Genomic DNA, 18809 nt, shown 5'->3' on the forward strand with positions numbered 1-18809 from the left:
CTTTAATGTTTTGGAAACGCTGATATATCAATGCTTATGATGTTTCGTTTTCAGTGGATTTTGACTTTCTGGACAACCTCTTTATTTTATGGACTTATCGGACAGACAATTTTTTTCAATCTTGTTTATATCCTTCAGAAGTCTTATGAAGGATTTTTCTTTTGCTCTCTTTCTTCATTAGGTTCTTCAAAAGTTTTATGACGGACATTCAGCACATACAATCGCTTCTTGTTGGACTTCATTGCCTCTATAAAGAACATTTATAAATTTTATTTCATTATTTTTGTCCTTCACAGTTGTATTTCTCAAAATCTTTCATTTTAGCAACTCGTCGGACAGCCCCACTGTTTGCTTGAAAGCAATTCCGTCCTTTACTTTCAATCTTTTTATTTAGAAGGATATTCTTTTTTTCGGCAATTATATCAATTAATTAAAACAGAATAAAGCATTACTGAAAAATTGCAAATTAGTGTCTGTCAAAACATTTATTTTGCGAATACTTATCTTGATTTCATAAAATCCACCGAACGCTCACGATTTTTTATTGTAAATCTTGTGGAATTCGGCAGCTCTGTTAATATATTTGATGCACAAGGTTCAAAGTTGATAAACATTTTTTCAAATATAAGAACTCCCGCACTTTGACGAAACTTTTTGGCATTACGGATCATTTTTGATCCGCTTTGCGTGGAATTAAGCAGCTCTTTTGATATATGATGTACGAGCCTTGAGAATTACAAACATTTACAAATGAAAGAGCACGCCCAATTTCCTTCCGCATTTTGTTATAAACATTTTGGAATGACGGCCAATTGATTGCTGGCAACATTTTGATCCAATTTACTTGCTTTTATTGGTATCTTTCACAGCTTATTTTTGATAAAGCTGCCGGTACCAATTGGATGCTGCCTGAACTTCTGATAAAGTCAGCTCATGTCCTCCATTTTCCCAATGCAAGTGCACATTTGCGTTGTTATTTTCTAAAAATGTTTTAAGCTCTATTGATTCTTCAGGAGAGCAAATTTGATCACGCTTTCCAGCTGCAATAAAAACGTTTTTTCCTGATAGATCCGGCAGATCCATCCCTCTTCTCGGCACCATCGGATGATGCAAGATGGCTCCATTTAGCGCATCCCGAAAATGGAATAAAAGGCTGGCTGCTATATTTGCTCCGTTGGAATAACCGATTGCGATTACAGAATTTCGATCAAATCGATATGTTTGCGCTGCTTCATCTAAAAACGAGTTTAATTCCTTTGTACGGAAAACAAGATCTTCTTCATCAAAAACTCCTTCGGCAAGTCTTTTAAAAAAACGCGGCATTCCATTTTCCATTACATTTCCGCGCACAGCTAAAATCGATGCTTCTGGATCAATAATTTCTGCAATGGGAAGAAGATCAAACTCATTTCCGCCGGTTCCATGCAGCAATAGGAGTGTCGGTTTTGCCGGATTGCTTCCTTTTTGAAAAATATGTTTCATCGTTTTTTCTCCTTCTCAGCGTTTATTAAGCATTACTTTTCTTATTCGTCAAGGTTACGGACTTCCACTGGCATCAACTTATTTTCCAACCGTTCCCGATACTTTTCGTAACGCTCCGGAAGCTTTAATTCTTTTCCAAGTGCATCTAAAGATTCATCAATTGCAAAACCCGGAGGATCTGTTGCAATTTCGAACAAAATTTCACCATGCTCTCTGAAATAAATAGAATGAAAATACTTTCGATTCTGAACTGGCGTTACCCTGTATCCATTTGATTCTAAAGATGTTTTCCATTCTAATTGATCGTTGTCGTCTTTTGCCCGAAGCGCGATATGATGGACTGTTCCAACCCCCATGATGCCGCGTCCGGAAGAAGTAAATTTTACATCAACGACATTGCCGATTTCACTTGGAGACTGAAAACGAATAAAATCTCCTTCCCTTCCAATTCGTTGAAGTCCAAAAATATTCTCCAACAACTCTGACGTTTTTTCAGGAAATGATGAATATAATACGGCGCCGCCAAATCCTTTAATGGCAACATCAGAGGTGACATGGCCAAATTCCCATTGATTTAATTCTCCTTCTTTTCGTTCCACTAGCTCAATGTTCAAACCGTGCGGGTCTTGAAATACAAGCAGTGACTCACCAAACCGTTCTGTCATTGTAAACGGAATTCTAAATTTATCTAGTCTTTCTTGCCAAAAGCTCATGGAACCTTCTGGTATCACATAAGAAGTTACACCCACCTGACCATTGCCGATTTTTCCTTGATACGCATCAGGCCAAGGAAAGAAAGTAATCAGTGTCCCTGGCTTTCCTTCTTTATCCCCGAAATAAAAATGGTACGTGCCGGGATCATCGAAATTCACAGTTTTTTTAACTAACCTCAGCCCTAAAACTCCAGCATAAAAATCAATATTTTCCTGCGGATGGCCGACAATAGCAGTAATATGATGAATTCCAGCTGTTTTCTTTTTCATCTTTGATTCTCCTTTATTATTTTCTTTACGCGATTCGTTTTTGTAAATCAATCATTTTAACGGGTCATTATTTCGAATTAAAATATCTCGAATTAAATTATTTTTAATTCAAAATAATTTTATCAAATCTTTCATTTATTGTCAAAAAGCTGATCTGTTGAATTTTTCATCTCTTTTCGTTCCGTATTCACTAAAATACCATCCTTACCAAAATGAAAGCAATCGCAAGAGCAGCGTTTGAATGCGAAGAGAAACCTCCCTCTCCTCTTGCGCGCAAAATCGTTACAGAAATTGTTGTTCTGGCCGCAGCAAGGGCAATTGGCCGTTCCATAAATTTTTTTGTGATGACTCGGCAAACACAGTCGAATTTAAGATTGGTGATGAACACGCAACATCCTGAAAGTAGCCGGCATCCGCCAGCTGCTTTCAGATAAACCGAAAACATGCAAAAGCAAATTGCTTTTTGCAGACTGATCGGAATGACCGTTGCAATTTAATATTAGTAAATCCGTATGGCTTTAGCAAATGTAGACAAATGAAGTTTAATACCGTAACCGGACAGGTATCATTTCTGATCTTCTTTTTTATCATCTAAATCAAAGAACTCAGCAAAATCCATTAACAAAGCATCTTTGTCTTTTAACGCCAATTTTGCTAAGATGATTTCAAGAAGACATAAGCCAATTAAAATAAGTAATCCTTTCATCATATTCCTCCCCCCCTCAAACTCATCTCTTTGTCAACATCAACATAATGTATGAAACGCGTTTCAGGTCAAGGATTTTTAAAAGAAAGGGATATTTCATGGCAACGATTCGTGATATTGCAAAGCTTGCAGGTGTTTCTGTTACAACGGTTTCGAGAGTTTTAAATAATCATCCATATGTCAGTGACGAAAAAAAAGAAGCGGTTTTAAAAGTGATAGAAGAAATCAACTATAAACGGAACATTCATGCAGTCCACTTGTCTAGAGGCTTTTCAAATTTGATCGGCGTCGTCCTGCCTAAAATCGATCATCCTTATTTTAGCAGCATTGTGGAAGGGATTTCGGAGGAAGCGATCAAGCATCATTTGCAGCTTGTTCTCTTTCAAACGAATTATGAACCAGCAAAAGAGCTTGAAGCATTGGAATTGTTGCGGGGAACCTTATTGGATGGTGTCATTTTTTGTTCAAGAGCCATTTCCTTTGATGTATTGAAAGAATATAAAAATGCTGGACCGATCGTTCTTTGCGAAGATTCAGACCAAAGCCATTTCCCTTCTTTGAGCATTCCGCATGAACAGGCATTTCAGTTTGGTTTGGACTATTTAATTTCGAAAGGTCATACGAAAATTGCATTTACTTTAGGACGAATGGAAGGGCCAAACAGTAAAAAAAGAAGAAAAGCCTATAAAACAAAAATGAAGGAATTAGGCGAACCGATTCGAAGCGAGTGGATCTTCGACAAATGCCTATCGATCACTGACGGCAAACAGCTTATGGAAAAGCTTCAGCATTTAGAGAAAAAACCGACTGCCTTTTTTGTTACAAACGATCAAGTGGCAGCAGGTATCTTATTAAGTGCCGAACAATATAAAATAAAGATTCCTCAAGACATTGCCATCTTAAGCTTTGATAATCAGCCTATTGCCGACATCATGGGAATCACTACTATTGAAATCCCAATAAGAAAAATGGGGAAGCTTGCGGTGCAATCGATTATTCATTGTAAAGAAAAACGGGAGCAAACAAATAAGAAGATGACTCTCCCCTTTCGGTTAATTGAGCGGAAAACTGTGTAACCCATGAAGAAGGATGCCCCCTCTTTAGAGTTCAAATCTTTCCTGCCAAACGATCATCTGCAAAAACCGAAGCAGCTTGGCAGGATTTTTCATTTGATTTTGTAATCATTTTGACGATTTGCATGCGTCTTTTTCCATATTCCGTTTTCTTTTGACGTTCAGTGTGAAATTCATCGATTACTACTCAAAGCTGGTTAACAACTTGTCTGCATACTTACTCCCCTTTTTGGCCGACAGCAAAGTGTACGTCAATCACAAATGGCCTTACAGATGTTTTCAATTGCATAGCAATGAAAATCCTTAAAATTGGAGCGTTATTTCCCCAAACCGCTTTTTAAAACAATTTTCCTACTCCGTTAATTTTCTTCTTATCAGCAAGCTTGCGATCACGATGCTCAAAATATTTGCTGCATAAACAAACGCTTTATTTCCGTCAACCATCGAGTTGAATTTGTAAAAAAAGTGCGGCCATGGTATAAGTTCGCCGTTTGTCACGTATTCGACAACCGTATAAATGGCAATGAATCCGAACGCCATTTCAACATTTTTGACCAATAAAATCAATAACGCACCAATCAGCAAAAAATTCAACCCGAGCAGCAAGGCGAATAAAATTAAATGCCAAGGCACATCCGCTAGATTACGGAAGAAAAACAACAAGATCATTAACAAATTCATCACGGTGTAATATCGCATTAAATCAATAATGGCGTGCTTTTTATACAGATTGATCAATGTTTCCCATGCCCCGTCCTCCCTTCTAACCATGATCCGAAGCAGAACAAAATCATTGAAAGGAAATCGAAATACGCCTCAAGTCGTAGTTCAAAATATGCCTCAGGTTCGTTATGAGCAGCAACGACAAAAGGTAAGATGAAAATTGAAAGGAGGTCATTCAAATTATGAAAAAAATCGGTTTGTTCATCGCAGGTGCAATAGCCGCAATAGTTTTAATCGCCAATCTCGGCTCAATCGTCGGACTTCTTATCAGTTTGCTTGTTCTATACTTTTCGTTTAAACAATTTGTGAAATCCGACAAAAAATCAAAAAAATGGTTTTGGGGGATTGTCGGGCTGATTGCACTATCTGTTTCAGCTGCAAATGTCCCAGCTATTCTCGGTTTAATCGCCGCATATGTGCTTTATCTCATTTTTAATAATTGGAAAAAATCGAATGATCCGTATGTGTCAGACGATCCATTCACCAATTTTGAAAAACAATGGGAATCACTAAAACGACAATAAATGGAGGGGAAAAAAATGAGCATATTTACGAGATTAAAAAATGTGATTATGGCCGATTTACATGATTTATTGAATGAACAGGAACAAAGGAATCCAATTGCGCTATTAAATGAATATTTGCGCCAATGTGAAAAGGAAGTTGAAAAGGTTCAAAAATTAATCGAACGCCAACGATTATTAAAACAAGAGCTGTTAAGAGAATACAACCATGCTGAACACTTAAAAGAAAAAAGAAAATATCAAGCCGAAATTGCGTTGAAAGCGCAAGAAGAAGAATTGCATCAATTTGCCATCAACGAGCAGCAGCAGTATGAGGAGCGTGCATCAAAATTAAAACAAGCGCTTGAACAAGCAACGAAACAGCTCATTGACTTAGAACATAAATATGAAGAAATGAAACATAAATTAAAAGATATGCATATAAAGCGCATGGAGCTGATGGGACGAGAAAATATTGCACGCGCCTACTCCCGGATCAACCAAGTTCTTGAGCAGCATAATTCCGAAAAGAACCATTTTGTTCGCTTTGCTGAAATAGAGAATTACCTTGATGAACTGGAAAATCGAATCAACAACAGATACGATACATTAACATTTGATGCAAGAATCGCAAAGCTTGAAAAAGAATTAAAAAATCAAGAAACGGATTCAAATTCTTAACGTAAATTGTTATGCTATAAGGGCGTAGTTCTCTACGCCTTTCCATATTTATGTTCACACTAATAGGAAGGAGAGGAGCCTCGTGTTTCATCAATCGAAAATAGATTTTACAAAATGGATTTTCGTCATTGGCATCATCTTATTCATCGCAGAGCTTTTATTTTTCAATGGTGAGGCCCTTTTCTTCCTAATGATGATGATTTTTTGCGTATATATTGGAAGAAAAAGAATGCCGAAAAAATCAGGATTATTGTTATTTTGGATCGGAATAATCGGCGGCGTTCTATCTTTTTTCAATATGTTTACATTCCGACTGCTTCTATTTGCTGTTTTCATTTACTTTATTTTTCACTATGTTCAAAACAAGCAGGTAGCTGCTAAAAAGTCTCCTAAAATTGAAGAAGCAGATCCAATCCTCTCGCAAGAAGAGACATTTTCCAAAACGCCTCTTTTTCAAAACAGATTGTTCGGAACGCAGCGAACCGAAGAACAAATATACAGATGGAACGATGTCAACATTCAAACAGGCATCGGCGATACAGTAATAGATTTAAACTATACGATTCTTCCGAAAGGTGAAGCGGTGATTGTCATCCGAAAGCTTATCGGCAATATCGAAATAATTGTTCCTTACGAGCTGGAAGTGTCCGTCCACCATTCCGGTTTCATCGGCTCCTACTCCATTTTTGATTATAGTGAACCGAATGTATGGAACGAAACAATTCGATATGAGTCCAAAAACTATCATGAATCTGCCCAAAAAGTGAAAATCATCACCTCTATAACCTTTGGCAGAATAGAGGTGAAAAGAACATGAATGTATTGCAAAGACAAATTATTATCTGCTTAGTAACATCAGTAGTCACTTTTTTATTTTTCACTGTTTCGCTTTTGCTTACGTTCCTGTTTCCTAATTGGACATTACTATGGAAACAAAAAATTCTTGATATTCCGTTTATCCTCTTCACGTTCGTAATCAGCAGCGCCATCGGCTTGCTTTTCGGCATTCTATTCGGACTTCCGTTTAAAGATAAACTACACAAGATTAAAGACAAACTAAAAAAAATAACAAAAGGAGAAACGGTTGAACAAAATGAACATATAAACATTAAAGAATTAGATGAAATCAACCTTCGAATTGACCAAGTGCAGCATCATCTCATTGAACAGACGAAATTAACGCAAAAACTTGCAGGTGAAAACGCAAAAGAACAAGAAAAAAGATTGGAAGAAATCATTTCACAAGAAAGGCAAAGGCTGGCACGCGAGCTGCATGACTCTGTCAGTCAAAACTTGTTTGCGGCCTCGATGCTCATTTCTGCTGTTAAAGGAAACAAGGAAAAAATCGATGAAGGAACGAGCAAACAAATCCATTTAGTTGAAGAAATTATTCAGCAGTCCCAGCTTGAAATGCGCGCTCTTCTTTTGCATTTGCGGCCTGTCCCTTTAAAAGGTAAATCTTTGCAAACTGGAATTGAAGAACTGCTCACAGAGCTGCGGCAAAAGGTGCCGATGAACATCCAATGGAAGACAGAGCAATTTCCTCTAGATAAAGGGATTGAAGACCATTTATTCCGCATTTTGCAAGAATCGGTGTCAAACACTCTTCGCCACGCCAAAGCGAATACACTTGAAGTATTGCTGATCAAACGGAAAAATATGGCCATTTTACGGATTGTCGACGATGGTGTAGGATTTGACGTTCAATCGGCAAAATCAGGAGCATATGGTTTGCAAAACATGTATGAACGTGCAGCCGAAATCGGCGGAACATTGCAAATTGTCAGTGTCCCTCATGAAGGAACTAGATTGGAAATAAAAGTACCGTTGTTAACAGATGAAGGTGATAAAAATGATTAAAGTATTACTAGTTGATGATCATGAAATGGTAAGAATCGGCGTTTCGGCTTTTTTATCGTCCCAGCCTGACATAGAAATCGTCGGCGAGGCTGATAATGGCAAAAAATGCATTGAACTAGCTTTACAATTAAAGCCTGATATTATTTTAATGGACCTCGTCATGCCGGAAATGGACGGGATTGAAGCGACAAAAGAAATACTTCATCAATGGCCAGAGGCAAAAATCATTATTGTCACAAGCTTTCTCGATGATGAAAAAGTCTACCCTGCCCTTGAAGCCGGTGCTGTCAGCTATATGTTAAAAACTTCAAAAGCAGACGAAATCGCCGATGCGATCCGTTCAACATATCAGGGACAATCTGTCTTAGAGCCTGAAGTGACAACGAAAATGATGGCAAGAATGAATAAAAAACAAAACCGCCATCCTCATGAAGAATTAACAAACCGAGAAATGGAAGTGCTGCTTTTAATGGCTCAAGGGAAATCAAATCAAGAAATTGCAGATGAGTTGTTCATTTCATTAAAAACCGTCAAAGTTCACGTCAGCAACATTTTAAGCAAGCTGGGCGTTCAAGACCGCACCCAAGCCGTCATTTATGCGTTCAAGCATTCGCTAATCAAGTAAAATTGGCAATAAGCGAAGAAAAGAGAAAGTGGAATGGTTTTTCACCGAAGCACAAATACAGGAAATTTCATTCGAAATTTATTTATCATTTTACATCATTAGCATTGCATAAATATAGTTAGAATTTTCTGTTAATTAATTTTTGTGAATCTGTGCCAAAAAGACAAAACCTAAAGAAAGGTGGCACTGCCTATTTGGTAAATATATACAGTTAAACCAGAGCGACAACGACAAAAGGGAGATTATGGACTGGCTCGCCCATCAAATTTTCGCAACCAAACATAAGCTGGTTTCCACAGAGCTCTCTTTAACCAACGAGTAATTCGAAGTAGGGATTTCTTACTTTTCATCTCCAATTGAATGAGAACATGTAAGCAATACGTGATAAGGGCTAAGAAAATTTGATTTTGAATAGCTGTTTCACTCATTCCATAAAAGTGCTTAATTTCCACGTGTTGCTTGAGCCATTTGAAAAAGAGCTCAATAGCCCAGCGAGATCGGTAAATATCACTTATCTCTTCTGGTTTTAAATCAAATCGGTTGGTGATGAAACGAAGTAAGTTCCCTTTTGTGTCCGTAACTTCTAGTAGACGAAAGACATTTTCAGTACGATTTTGTATGGTACCAATGTAGACCATTTTATCGGATAGAACGTGACAATCATCAGGAAGTGAAAATGTATAGACTTCACGAATGACTGCGTTTTTCTTCAGTCTTGAAACGAAGAAATAGCCATCATCTGTCATCCGATCAAAACGTTCATAGTCCACATAACCGCGGTCAAACACATACATGGCTTCTTGATCATCCACTAGGACTTCGAGTTGATTTCGGTCATGTTCTTTTGCTGTCGTAATCACTGCTTTTTCAGGATAGACGGTGTCTTTATCCATGAAAACGAGCCGTAAGTGTAGCTTTACACCAGCTTTTGTTTTACGGAATTTTGCCCATTTATAATGGGTCAAATTCAACGGGAGTGTACTTGAATCAATGATTTTCAGTGGCATATTCTTTCCGTTTTGATAATGGTACCGTTGAATTTTCCAAACAAGATCCAAGAACAAATTTGCAAGAATTAGTGGGTTGATCTGATTGTTTTTTCGGGATAGCTGAGAGGCACTTATCGATTCAAATCCGAGTGCTTTTTGAAGATCTTCGTCTACAAGTGCATCACTCATTTCCTCTAAGCTCTTAAATTCGAGCAGCTGGGCTACCAATAAAAGTTTAATATAGGCTTCTGTTGTCAGCTTTTTTGTGTAATAGTCCTGTTTCAATTCTTTGACTTGTTCGCTAAGTTTTTGAATATTTATGGGTGAAACCCATTTACCAAATGATGAAATTAGTGTATTCTTGTCCATAACAGTTATCCTTTACGATTGGATTTGGACAGGAACCACCTGTACTTCCATTGTAAAGGATTTTTTTGTTTCGAAATCAATAAAAAATTGAACATTCTTAGCATTTTGAATCATCAGATTTAATTACTGCAATGCTAGTGATTTTACATATATAATCAAAACAAAAAAATTGCTAGTTTTCCCAACCTAATAGAAGATCACATACGCAAGCGATGTTATTCATCTCCCAAATGGATGCATATTCGTCGACAAAAGCAAATATAAACATGTGAACGCTTGATAAAATCGGCTAAAAATAATTCAAAAATCTCAAGCGAAACGATGGCGGAAATCGAAATAATCGGTAAAAGAAATCAGAAATCCTCCTATTCGTTTTCCGCCAAAAACTAGTTTTCTCTTAAAAAAACAATAGATGAACAAAAGTCCTAGCATGACTATCTAGGCTGCCGAAAAATAGCAGCCTTTCCTTGCAGATAGCACATCTAATAAGCCTTTTGTTTCTAGCTTTAGGAACAGTGTAAAATGAAATTCATAATAAGGTTCTTCTGCTCGAAACTTGAAAAAGACGTAATTTTTCCCCCAACAGTATTCCGGCTTTTATCGTATATATGGAGCATGCTCTTTTTCCAATGCATCCTGCAGCCATCTCGGATGCATCGTTAAAAGGTTTTCCGGCAGATCGTTTGGAGCGAAAAATCGTGCATCAAGCGTTTCATCTGTTTTTTGACGCAGCGTCCCTCCAATGATTTTGCACTCAAAGCAGGTTGTAATAAAGTGGCTGATTTCGCCATTTGGGTATAAAAAAATTTGTGAATCCGGATCTGAGTAAATGCCGATCAACCGGGTTACCTCCACTTCAAGACCTGTTTCTTCATAAATTTCTCTTATAATTGCTTCTTCCACCTTTTCTCCCGGCTCTACATGCCCTGATGGAATGCCCCATAGTCCGTTATCCGACCGTTTTAATAGGAGAACTTGCTGCTGTTCGTTAAAAATAATTCCCGCCACTCCTGCTTCGATCCGCTCCGGCCATGCAAAATCACGCGTATTCCATTGTTTAATTTTGACACGATCATCAAATAAAGACTGCAAATTTCCGATCACCGCATCCGGATTGCGGTAATCCCCGGGAGATGGAAACGGTGCATTCTTCCCGTTGGAAATTAAAATCGCTTGAATCCCTGCTTGATGAGCACCTAATATATCAGTTAACGGGTTATCGCCGATCATAACCACTTTTGCTTTAGACGAAATCGATTCAATCGCTTTCTGGAACATAAATGGATTCGGTTTGCCGACAATGTACGGTTTTTTCCCGGTTGATGCTCGTATCATTTCAGCAACAGCTCCTGTTGCAGGCAAAGGACCTTTCGAAGTAGGGAAACTCATATCGGCATTCGTTGCAATAAACTTCGCACCATTATGTATTTGTTTTACCGCTTCCTGAATATCGTACAAAGATACATTTCCGCTCCAGCCGACAACAACGGCTTCTGCCTCCTCTTCACCCTTTACAACCATTACTCCTGCTTGACTGCACTCGTGCTGTAAATGATCGTCCCCCAGCACGTAGGCACTGCGAATATTTTGTTTTCGCAAATATTGAGCTGTCAACCAAGCGGATGTAATGATTTCCTCTGGACTTGCTGTAATCTCCATTCGCTTGAGCCGTCCGGCAATTTTTTCTCTCGTAGTACAAGGATCATTTGTAAGAAACCGAATCATTTTCTTTTCTTGACGCAAGCGCCGCAAAGATTCAACTGCCCCAGGAAGCGGATTTTCTCCTATGTAAATCACTCCGTCTAGGTCAAATAAAAACACGTCAAAATCATCTATGATCATGAAATCATCCTTCCTTAGTGAACCATTTTCGCATGAAACAAGCTGATTGAAAAAACCTCCTCATCAGCAAGCTAATTCAAGTTAAAGTGATCGTTTTCTCGAAAAGATTTGAACTTATTTAAAATACCTCAAAACTAACTCGTGTTAAAACAATCGTTTTCTCAATGAACCATTTCTTAAACTTGCGCAAAACTTTTAGAAGTTTTTTTGCTGTCAAACCAAAAGATGTTTCAATAAAACGATTTGCCTTGCTTGAAAGTTTGCATGAGCTTGTATGAGGAGAATCTTCTCTCTTTATTTCCACTTCTACATATGATTATAATAGATTTATCGTTCACGCAGCAAAAAGGCGGTTTAAATGGAGAAAATGTGATGTGGAATATTGGGAATTTGAGCAATAAGACAAAAGTTTTTTCAAAAAGACTGTGCAATTCGTGCACACTAAGAACTAATCTCTAATCAAATGTATGCTTTTACGACTGATCTCCTTTCTAATAAAGAAAGGTCTGTATTTGATCTGACATTTATGCAAGTTGTCTTCCCCCTCTAAATGCCAGCAATACTGAACATTTATCCCCCTTTTTGCAGGGAGCTGGTCTATGTATCGCTCAAAAGTTTAAGGTGAGGACATTTATCCCCACCCAAATACATCTTCTGATATCAAAAAAATCAAACACATTCTTCTATTTTCTAAAGCTTAAATTGCCGTACAAATTCATTCAGCTCTTCGGCTAGCTTCGCTAGTTGTTCGGAGCTGTTCGCCACTTCTTCCATAGAACTGCTTGTTTGTTCGGCTGCCGCAGAGGTTTGCTCAATACCTGCTGCTGATTGCTCGGAGATCGAGGCTATTTCCTCGATGGAACGGTTCATTTCCCGGCTGTTGGAAGCGATTTCCGTCAAGTTGTTCGCAATTGTTTGAATATGATGAACCATGTCCGTAACAGCTTTGTTGATCGTTTGAAATGTTGCGCCTGTATTTTTAATTTGCTCTGTTCCTTGTTCAACCTCCTGATAGCCGCTCTTTAAAGCATCAACTACATTCTTTGATTCATTTTGGATATTGTCGACAATGCTTGTTATGTCTGAGATTGAGACGGAAACTTGTTCAGCGAGCTTTCTTACTTCATCTGCAACTACTGCAAAGCCTTTTCCGTTTTCGCCTGCTCTTGCCGCTTCAATCGCTGCGTTTAATGCTAGAAGATTCGTTTGGTCCGCAATTCCTTGTATGACGGATACGAGTTTTGTAATTTTTTGCAAATGTCCGTTTAAACCGAGCACTTTATCAACAGATTGTTGAAAAATTTCGTCAATTTTCGACATTTGTTCGGTAGAAGACATCATTAGTTTATTTCCTTTGCCGGCAATGTCAAGCACCTCTCTGGAGACTGATTCAATATGCTCCCCTTTTTCGCTGGCATCTTGAACTTTTTCGACAAATACCTCCATCTTTGCTGCCATGTCGCTCGCGCTGCTTGCTTGCGTTTCAGCGCCTGATGCCAATTCCTGCATGGTGGTTGAAACCTGCTCTGATCCGGCCTTCACTTCATTTGCAGAGTGGGTCATCTCCTCGCTGTGGCTTGTCAGTACTTCAGAAGCATTCGAAATGTTTGTAATCATTTCTTTCAGTTTCTTTTGCAGCTGATTTATGGCATGTGCCAGGTTTTGTGTTTCATCTTTCGAACTGATTTTTATTTCACCTTGTGTTAAATCTCCGTTAGCCAACAAATGCATGCGCTCTGATACGGCATGTATTGGTTTGGAAATGCTGTTCGAAAACAGCCATACGATGAAAAATCCAATCACGACCGTTGCGCCAATGACAATCATTAAAAAAACGAGAAGATCTTTAGCCGGCTGATTGAAATCCATTAAATACGTGCTCGCACATACAACCCATCCCCAATGAGGATCGGTTTTGGAATAGGCGACTTTTTTTTCAATTCTATTTTCGTTATCAGGCAGCGCCCATTCGTAATAAGTTAAACCGCCGCCTTCATTTCCGGTTTTGATCATTTTTTGAATGAATTTTACGCCTTTAGAATCTTCATCATTCCAGCTTTCTCTGCCTTCTACGGCTGGGTGTCCAATTAAAGTTCCTTCTTGATTGATAATAGAAATGTAGCCGTTTTCGCCTAAATCAAAATTTTTATTAATTGGCCGTTTGCCGTCAGCATTCTTTTCCCCCAATATCGCAACTTTTACCTGTTCCTGCGCTTCTTCTAAAGACAGTGTACCCTTTTCGACCTCTTTATTTAACGCATCGATTAACTCAATGGTCATTTCAACGCTGTTTTTTAAGTTCGTTTCCCCCAGCTTGTTTAAACTGGAAGTCGTTTTCTGATAGCTTAATAAACCTAAAATGACTAACGGAATCGTTAATAAAAGAAATGAAATGGTCATTAGCTTCATACGTATCGTGAATTGAAATTTCTTTTTCATGAAAATCATTACCCCTTTGTTATGCCATAATTTTTTTAAAGACTTAGTTCTTTCCTCTTAGAAAAGCGTTACGAACTCATTTCCATCCATTTTCACTCCCCAAATCCGAAATTGGTTGCTTGACATTTTAATTATCGGCCTCTAAACATACTTTTTTTAGTTAATTAATCATTTATTGGGTTCATCACCAAAAGATGTACTTGATTTTTACGTTAAAATGTGATAGAGGTCTCTAGACGGACACGCAAAGTAAAACGCTGGATATTTCGATACCCATATCCTCGCCTTTTGATCAATTTTATTTTGTTGTTGATTCCTTCCATTGGACCATTTGAGTAAGAAAAAACGATGCAAGAAAGCACTGCGTCTCTTCGGGTGATGAGTGCCTTGGCAATACTGCGTACGGCGGCACAGTCGCTAAAAAGGTACCGGTCAAACCATTGGGTCAAACGAGTTTCGGCTTGCTTTCTTGTTTGGCTTTTGGATACGTAACGGAAATGTTGAAGTGCTTGATAGACATCACGTAAATAAGCACTTTCTTGGCACCATTGTCGAACTTCCTGTCTCTCTTCTTCTGTTAATTTTTCTGGACGTTGGCTTAACAATCGGCACACGCGGCGAACGCTTCCATGTTTGGTTCCCCTTTGGCAAGGTATTTGCGACAACGTTCCAGTGCATCGGTGAATAACTGAATCACATGGAAGTGGTCAAGAACATGGATGGCTTTTGGACATACCTTTTCAATGGCTTTTCTCATGGCAGGAGCCAAGTCGCTGACAACATACTTCACTTTGGAGGCGACGGGTTGAAGCGCCTCCACAATGGCTTCTTCATTTTTTCCAGAAGCAATGGAAAGGACATTCCGAGTCTGTGTATCCATCACCGCTACTCCGTAATCATGTCCCTTTCGGAAAGCGAATTCATCCACACATACTACTGTAGGATTCGATGTTGGTAAAAGAGCCGGGGCATATTGATAAAACCAGCGTTCTACTGTCGTATAGGCGAGTTGTAACAAGCGAGCGACTTCTTGAATCGTTTTTCCGATGCATAACTGGGCGACCCAATGTTGAAACGATTCCGTCGCGATACTGTGAGACGGAAGTCCCGGATAAGAAACGGTGAACGTCAGAAAACAGGCTTGGCAACGCCGTCTTTCTATGGGAAGTTCAATCCAAAATAAACCGACCGTATTGGTATAGCCATGAATCCATTGTTTTCGTTTCGATGATATTTTGGTTGTCCGTCCGAAGCAAGTCGGGCAGATCGGACAATGAGGAGGGAGGGAAAGTTCAAAAATCCATCGTTCTCCCTCTTTTCGTTCTCCATGAATAAGAAAGCCTGGTAAAGTGATCAAATCTTTGATAAACTGAGATTGCATGCGAAATTTCCTCCATGGTTGATGGTTTGGTCACCTTTACCATACAGGAAATTTCGCATTTTTTGTACCCTTGATCAGAAAACAACCTGATTGTCAAGTACATTTTGTGGTGAAGAGCCATTTATTGTCAAATATGTATTTTTTTAGCTAACATCGAACGTATATGGTCAAAAATATAATGAACCGATAATCCTTTATTTAAGCGTTTTCATTAATTTTATCGTTCATTTAGTGCGGTTCTTTTACGTCAATGAAGCAAAAATAATCTGAAAATAGTCTATATGTTCGATCCGATAAAATTTATTTTTCTAATTCATTTACTATGAATAAGCAGCAATTATTTTTTTGTATTTTCCCTCATCGGCTTCGGCTCGCCTAATAAATATCCTTGAGCGTAATGAACCCCCAATGCTTTAGCCATGTCTAAATCTTCTTTTTTCTCAATTCCTTCTAAAACTAGTTTCATATTGGTACGTTCGCAAAGAAATAAAAGCTTTTTAATAACATCTTGATTTTTGCCCGAATTATATAAATTTTGGCCTAAAGAACGATCGACTTTAATATAATGCGGGTTTAAATCGACAATGGTTTCTAACGATATTTCACCTTTTCCGAAATCATCAACGGCAACTTTATACCCTTCATCTTTTAAAAATTGAATATTTTTTTTCAACAATTCAATATTTTCGATTTTTTCACTTTCATTTATTTCAAAAACTACTTTTTCGGTCGACTGAAAAAAAAGGTTTATTTTTTTTATAAATTGGGTAAAAGAATGATGAACAATCGTCGATGGAAATACGTTAATAAACAGCTTTTGCTGCAGGTCTCCCATCGATGTTATTGCATTGTGAATGGAGCAAGTATCCAGTTCATATAAAAAACCGCATTCACGGGCGATTTGAAACAAAATTTCCAGATCGGAAAAATATTTGCAGCGAAGCAAAGCTTCGTATCCATATATTTTTGATTCTTTTAATTCATAAATAGGTTGAAAAAAATGACAAAATGATTTGTTATCTATAATTTCTTTTATCCTTCTAATTTCCCATTTAACCAATGGAAGAACCTCCTATACGTCTATCTATAGACCTATTTCGGATAATGTCTAATGTTATATTTCATATTTTTAGTATATATTTTAATACTTTTAATATCAATAGTCTCTTGGGGGCTTAACTCTCATAGTAGATTGTAAAAAGGAATCACTATTATCCCCAAGGAGTGACGGTTCATGACTAAAATACAGCAAATAATCGGAGAAAGAATCCGAAATTTTCGCAAGCAGAAAGGGTGGAGTCAAGAAGAATTAGCAGATATAGCAAATCTACATGCTACTTATATTGGACAATTAGAAAGAGGTGAAAAAAACGCAACATTGGAAAGTATTAACAAAATCGCAACGGCGCTTGAGGTTTCTTTAGAGGAATTATTTAAATCTATTCAACCAAATTCAAAAAAACCAGATTATACTTTGTCGCAAATTATTACAAAACTTCAGGCAAGGCCGGTTGAAGATCAAAAATTCATACTAAACATGCTGGATCTCCTATTGAACTGGAAAGATAAGTAGCAGTATTCCAAAAAGGGGGAACAATCCCCCTCTTTTGGAACTTATTTATCATTTTACAGCATGTTAGCAACATGCTTTTCAGCATCTAATACATCCATCTCCCCTGATAAAAGCCGGGGCAGCAAAGCGTTTTGCAATTTTTTGAGCCGGTCATTTTCATTGGCATTATGTATCATCATCGCATAATAATTGCTGGTGAAACGTATAAATTTTTTTAAAATATCATCCGGCGGAAGCACAATTTTCATTTTTTTTATCTCATCCGCGCTGACATTCGGCTGTGCAGATCCAGTAGACCGATCTAAAATTTTTTGGCGGAAATCCGGCAATTTAGTTATGGCATAGACAAATGGCAATGTATTCATTTCGTGCACGCTAGAATAAAATTTGCCGACACGTTGATTTAATAATGCGGGTTCTTCAAAATAGTAAATGCCGCATTTCCCGATTTCAGCGCCTGTTAGCCCAATGAGCAGATCTCCTTGTGTAATTTTGAAACGATCTAATCGATGGAATAAAGATGGATCTACATATGCTGCATCTTCTTTGTTGATGAAAGGCGGGACAATATTTTTTATTTTTATTACAGGTATGCCTTCACATTTCCATTCCTTGCTTTTAAAAGCATATCCATTTTGTAATTCTATAACTTCACCTAATGTTCCTGCCTTCCATCCTTTCGGAATCATTCCCAATTCAGAAATTTCGAACCCTCTATCTTTAAAAGGCCCAAACTCTATGAACCAGTATTTGTAAAGTGTCATGATCGTTTCATCGATCGTTTTATTTATCTTGATATTCAGTTCAATTTTATCATCAATTGTTCCTAATATGTCCGCAATCTTCTCTTGCGTCCGCATGTCCGGCAGCAATACGAGCGCATTTTTAATAGAATCCATGCTGACAGCCGGATACGCAGCTCCCTGTTCCTGAGAAACTAAATAATCTGTAAAAGATTGATTGGAAATAAGGTAATACACATACCTCGGATGAATATGCTCCGTAGGCCGAAGAACCGCAAAACCGGTCGATACAACTTGATTTTCTTTCGGATTTTTTAAAAACAAAAAGGATCTTCGATTCGGACGGACGGTCGAAAGAATTGTATCGCCTGCTCGAACCAGCCTTTTTGCTCTGCTGGGCGCTTCATGAATCAAATATTGCGATGTCTCCCTCAGTTCGCCTGTTCCAACAGACGAAATATCGATGTAATCGATCATTTGAAAGGGAAATTGTTTCGTTAATGATTCAGGATTTATTTGAACAATATCACCAAGCCGAACTTTCTTCCAGCTCGCCACATAAATTCCTCCACATGCATTAATTTTGAAACTTTATGGGGCAGTCTAATAAGTCGATTTTCCGGCTTATAGACGCTCCTTTAATGTTTTGAAACGTTGATCCGTTGATATATCAATGCTTATGATGTTTCGTTTTCAGTGGATTTTGACTTTCTGGACAGCCCCATGACAATTCCGAAGCAACAATCAGATCGCTTCCCCAATTTTTCTAGTTATAGCTCGTTCAGAACATAATCCTCCTGTTTTGATCCATATTGATTAGCTTTTCATTTTCAATCA

16 protein-coding genes and 1 pseudogene are annotated in these 18809 nt (G+C 38.0%); 7 read left to right on the plus strand and 10 right to left on the minus strand.

The annotated features are described in order from the left end of the window. Window positions 1–870: 870 nt before the first annotated feature. The 3 genes from NSQ41_RS09850 to NSQ41_RS09860 all read right to left on the minus strand — a co-directional run bounded on the left by NSQ41_RS09850 (window position 871) and on the right by NSQ41_RS09860 (window position 3174). A complete protein-coding gene (locus NSQ41_RS09850; RefSeq protein ID WP_339209818.1) occupies window positions 871–1482 on the minus strand; it encodes an alpha/beta hydrolase in 612 nt (203 codons plus the stop codon). Between the two features lie 41 nt (window positions 1483–1523). Continuing rightward, entirely contained in the window at window positions 1524–2465 is a 942-nt protein-coding gene (locus NSQ41_RS09855) for a ring-cleaving dioxygenase (RefSeq protein ID WP_339209819.1), read from the minus strand. A 565-nt stretch (window positions 2466–3030) separates the two neighbouring features. Then, complete coding sequence (locus NSQ41_RS09860) at window positions 3031–3174, minus strand: hypothetical protein (protein ID WP_339209820.1); 144 nt, start codon at window positions 3172–3174, stop codon at window positions 3031–3033. Between the two features lie 95 nt (window positions 3175–3269). Between NSQ41_RS09860 and NSQ41_RS09865 the strand changes: the two genes are divergently transcribed. Then, window positions 3270–4247: a LacI family DNA-binding transcriptional regulator gene (locus tag NSQ41_RS09865; RefSeq protein ID WP_063387811.1), complete on the plus strand. Its 978-nt coding sequence runs from the start codon at window positions 3270–3272 to the stop codon at window positions 4245–4247. A gap of 348 nt (window positions 4248–4595) precedes the next feature. Here NSQ41_RS09865 and NSQ41_RS09870 read toward each other — a convergent pair whose 3' ends face one another. After that, complete coding sequence (locus NSQ41_RS09870; protein ID WP_339209821.1) at window positions 4596–4982, minus strand: hypothetical protein; 387 nt, start codon at window positions 4980–4982, stop codon at window positions 4596–4598. Between the two features lie 167 nt (window positions 4983–5149). Between NSQ41_RS09870 and NSQ41_RS09875 the strand changes: the two genes are divergently transcribed. The 5 genes from NSQ41_RS09875 to NSQ41_RS09895 all read left to right on the plus strand — a co-directional run bounded on the left by NSQ41_RS09875 (window position 5150) and on the right by NSQ41_RS09895 (window position 8636). Further along, a complete protein-coding gene (locus tag NSQ41_RS09875; RefSeq protein WP_063387809.1) occupies window positions 5150–5491 on the plus strand; it encodes a hypothetical protein in 342 nt (113 codons plus the stop codon). A 15-nt stretch (window positions 5492–5506) separates the two neighbouring features. Continuing rightward, window positions 5507–6151 carry a PspA/IM30 family protein gene (locus NSQ41_RS09880; protein ID WP_063387808.1) on the plus strand — a complete coding sequence of 215 codons (645 nt, stop codon included), beginning with the start codon at window positions 5507–5509 and terminating at the stop codon, window positions 6149–6151. An 82-nt stretch (window positions 6152–6233) separates the two neighbouring features. Further along, window positions 6234–6968, plus strand: coding sequence for a cell wall-active antibiotics response protein LiaF (gene liaF / locus NSQ41_RS09885; protein WP_066251251.1), 735 nt, complete (start codon window positions 6234–6236; stop codon window positions 6966–6968). Continuing rightward, window positions 6965–8011, plus strand: a complete 1047-nt coding sequence (locus NSQ41_RS09890) for a sensor histidine kinase (RefSeq protein WP_339209823.1) — start codon at window positions 6965–6967, stop codon at window positions 8009–8011. Before liaF ends, NSQ41_RS09890 begins: the two co-directional genes overlap by 4 nt. Then, complete coding sequence (locus tag NSQ41_RS09895) at window positions 8004–8636, plus strand: response regulator transcription factor (protein WP_063387805.1); 633 nt, start codon at window positions 8004–8006, stop codon at window positions 8634–8636. Before NSQ41_RS09890 ends, NSQ41_RS09895 begins: the two co-directional genes overlap by 8 nt. 242 nt (window positions 8637–8878) lie before the next feature. Here the strand turns inward: NSQ41_RS09895 and NSQ41_RS09900 are convergent, their stop codons facing one another. The 5 genes and pseudogenes from NSQ41_RS09900 to NSQ41_RS09920 form a co-directional block, all read right to left on the minus strand. After that, a complete protein-coding gene (locus tag NSQ41_RS09900; protein WP_339209824.1) occupies window positions 8879–9994 on the minus strand; it encodes an IS4 family transposase in 1116 nt (371 codons plus the stop codon). 597 nt (window positions 9995–10591) lie between these two features. After that, complete coding sequence (locus NSQ41_RS09905; RefSeq protein WP_339192858.1) at window positions 10592–11836, minus strand: HAD-IIA family hydrolase; 1245 nt, start codon at window positions 11834–11836, stop codon at window positions 10592–10594. Between the two features lie 690 nt (window positions 11837–12526). Continuing rightward, window positions 12527–14275, minus strand: coding sequence for a methyl-accepting chemotaxis protein (locus tag NSQ41_RS09910; RefSeq protein WP_339209825.1), 1749 nt, complete (start codon window positions 14273–14275; stop codon window positions 12527–12529). 212 nt (window positions 14276–14487) lie between these two features. Next, window positions 14488–15656, minus strand: a pseudogene (locus tag NSQ41_RS09915) (ISL3 family transposase). A gap of 337 nt (window positions 15657–15993) precedes the next feature. Then, the gene (locus NSQ41_RS09920; protein ID WP_339209826.1) at window positions 15994–16716 is read right to left on the minus strand and encodes an EAL domain-containing protein; all 723 of its coding nucleotides are present in this window, start codon (window positions 16714–16716) and stop codon (window positions 15994–15996) included. Window positions 16717–16890: 174 nt separating this feature from the next. On the opposite strand from NSQ41_RS09920, the gene NSQ41_RS09925 reads away from it, so the two are divergent. Beyond that, a complete protein-coding gene (locus NSQ41_RS09925) occupies window positions 16891–17229 on the plus strand; it encodes a helix-turn-helix transcriptional regulator (protein ID WP_063387802.1) in 339 nt (112 codons plus the stop codon). 53 nt (window positions 17230–17282) lie between these two features. On the opposite strand, the gene NSQ41_RS09930 is transcribed toward NSQ41_RS09925, so the two are convergent. Further along, window positions 17283–18530, minus strand: coding sequence for a restriction endonuclease subunit S (locus NSQ41_RS09930; RefSeq protein ID WP_339192861.1), 1248 nt, complete (start codon window positions 18528–18530; stop codon window positions 17283–17285). Window positions 18531–18809: the final 279 nt, after the last annotated feature.

Origin of the sequence: Aeribacillus sp. FSL K6-8210 (assembly GCF_037963925.1) — a bacterium.
Taxonomy (GTDB): Bacteria; Bacillota; Bacilli; order Bacillales; family Aeribacillaceae; genus Aeribacillus; species Aeribacillus composti.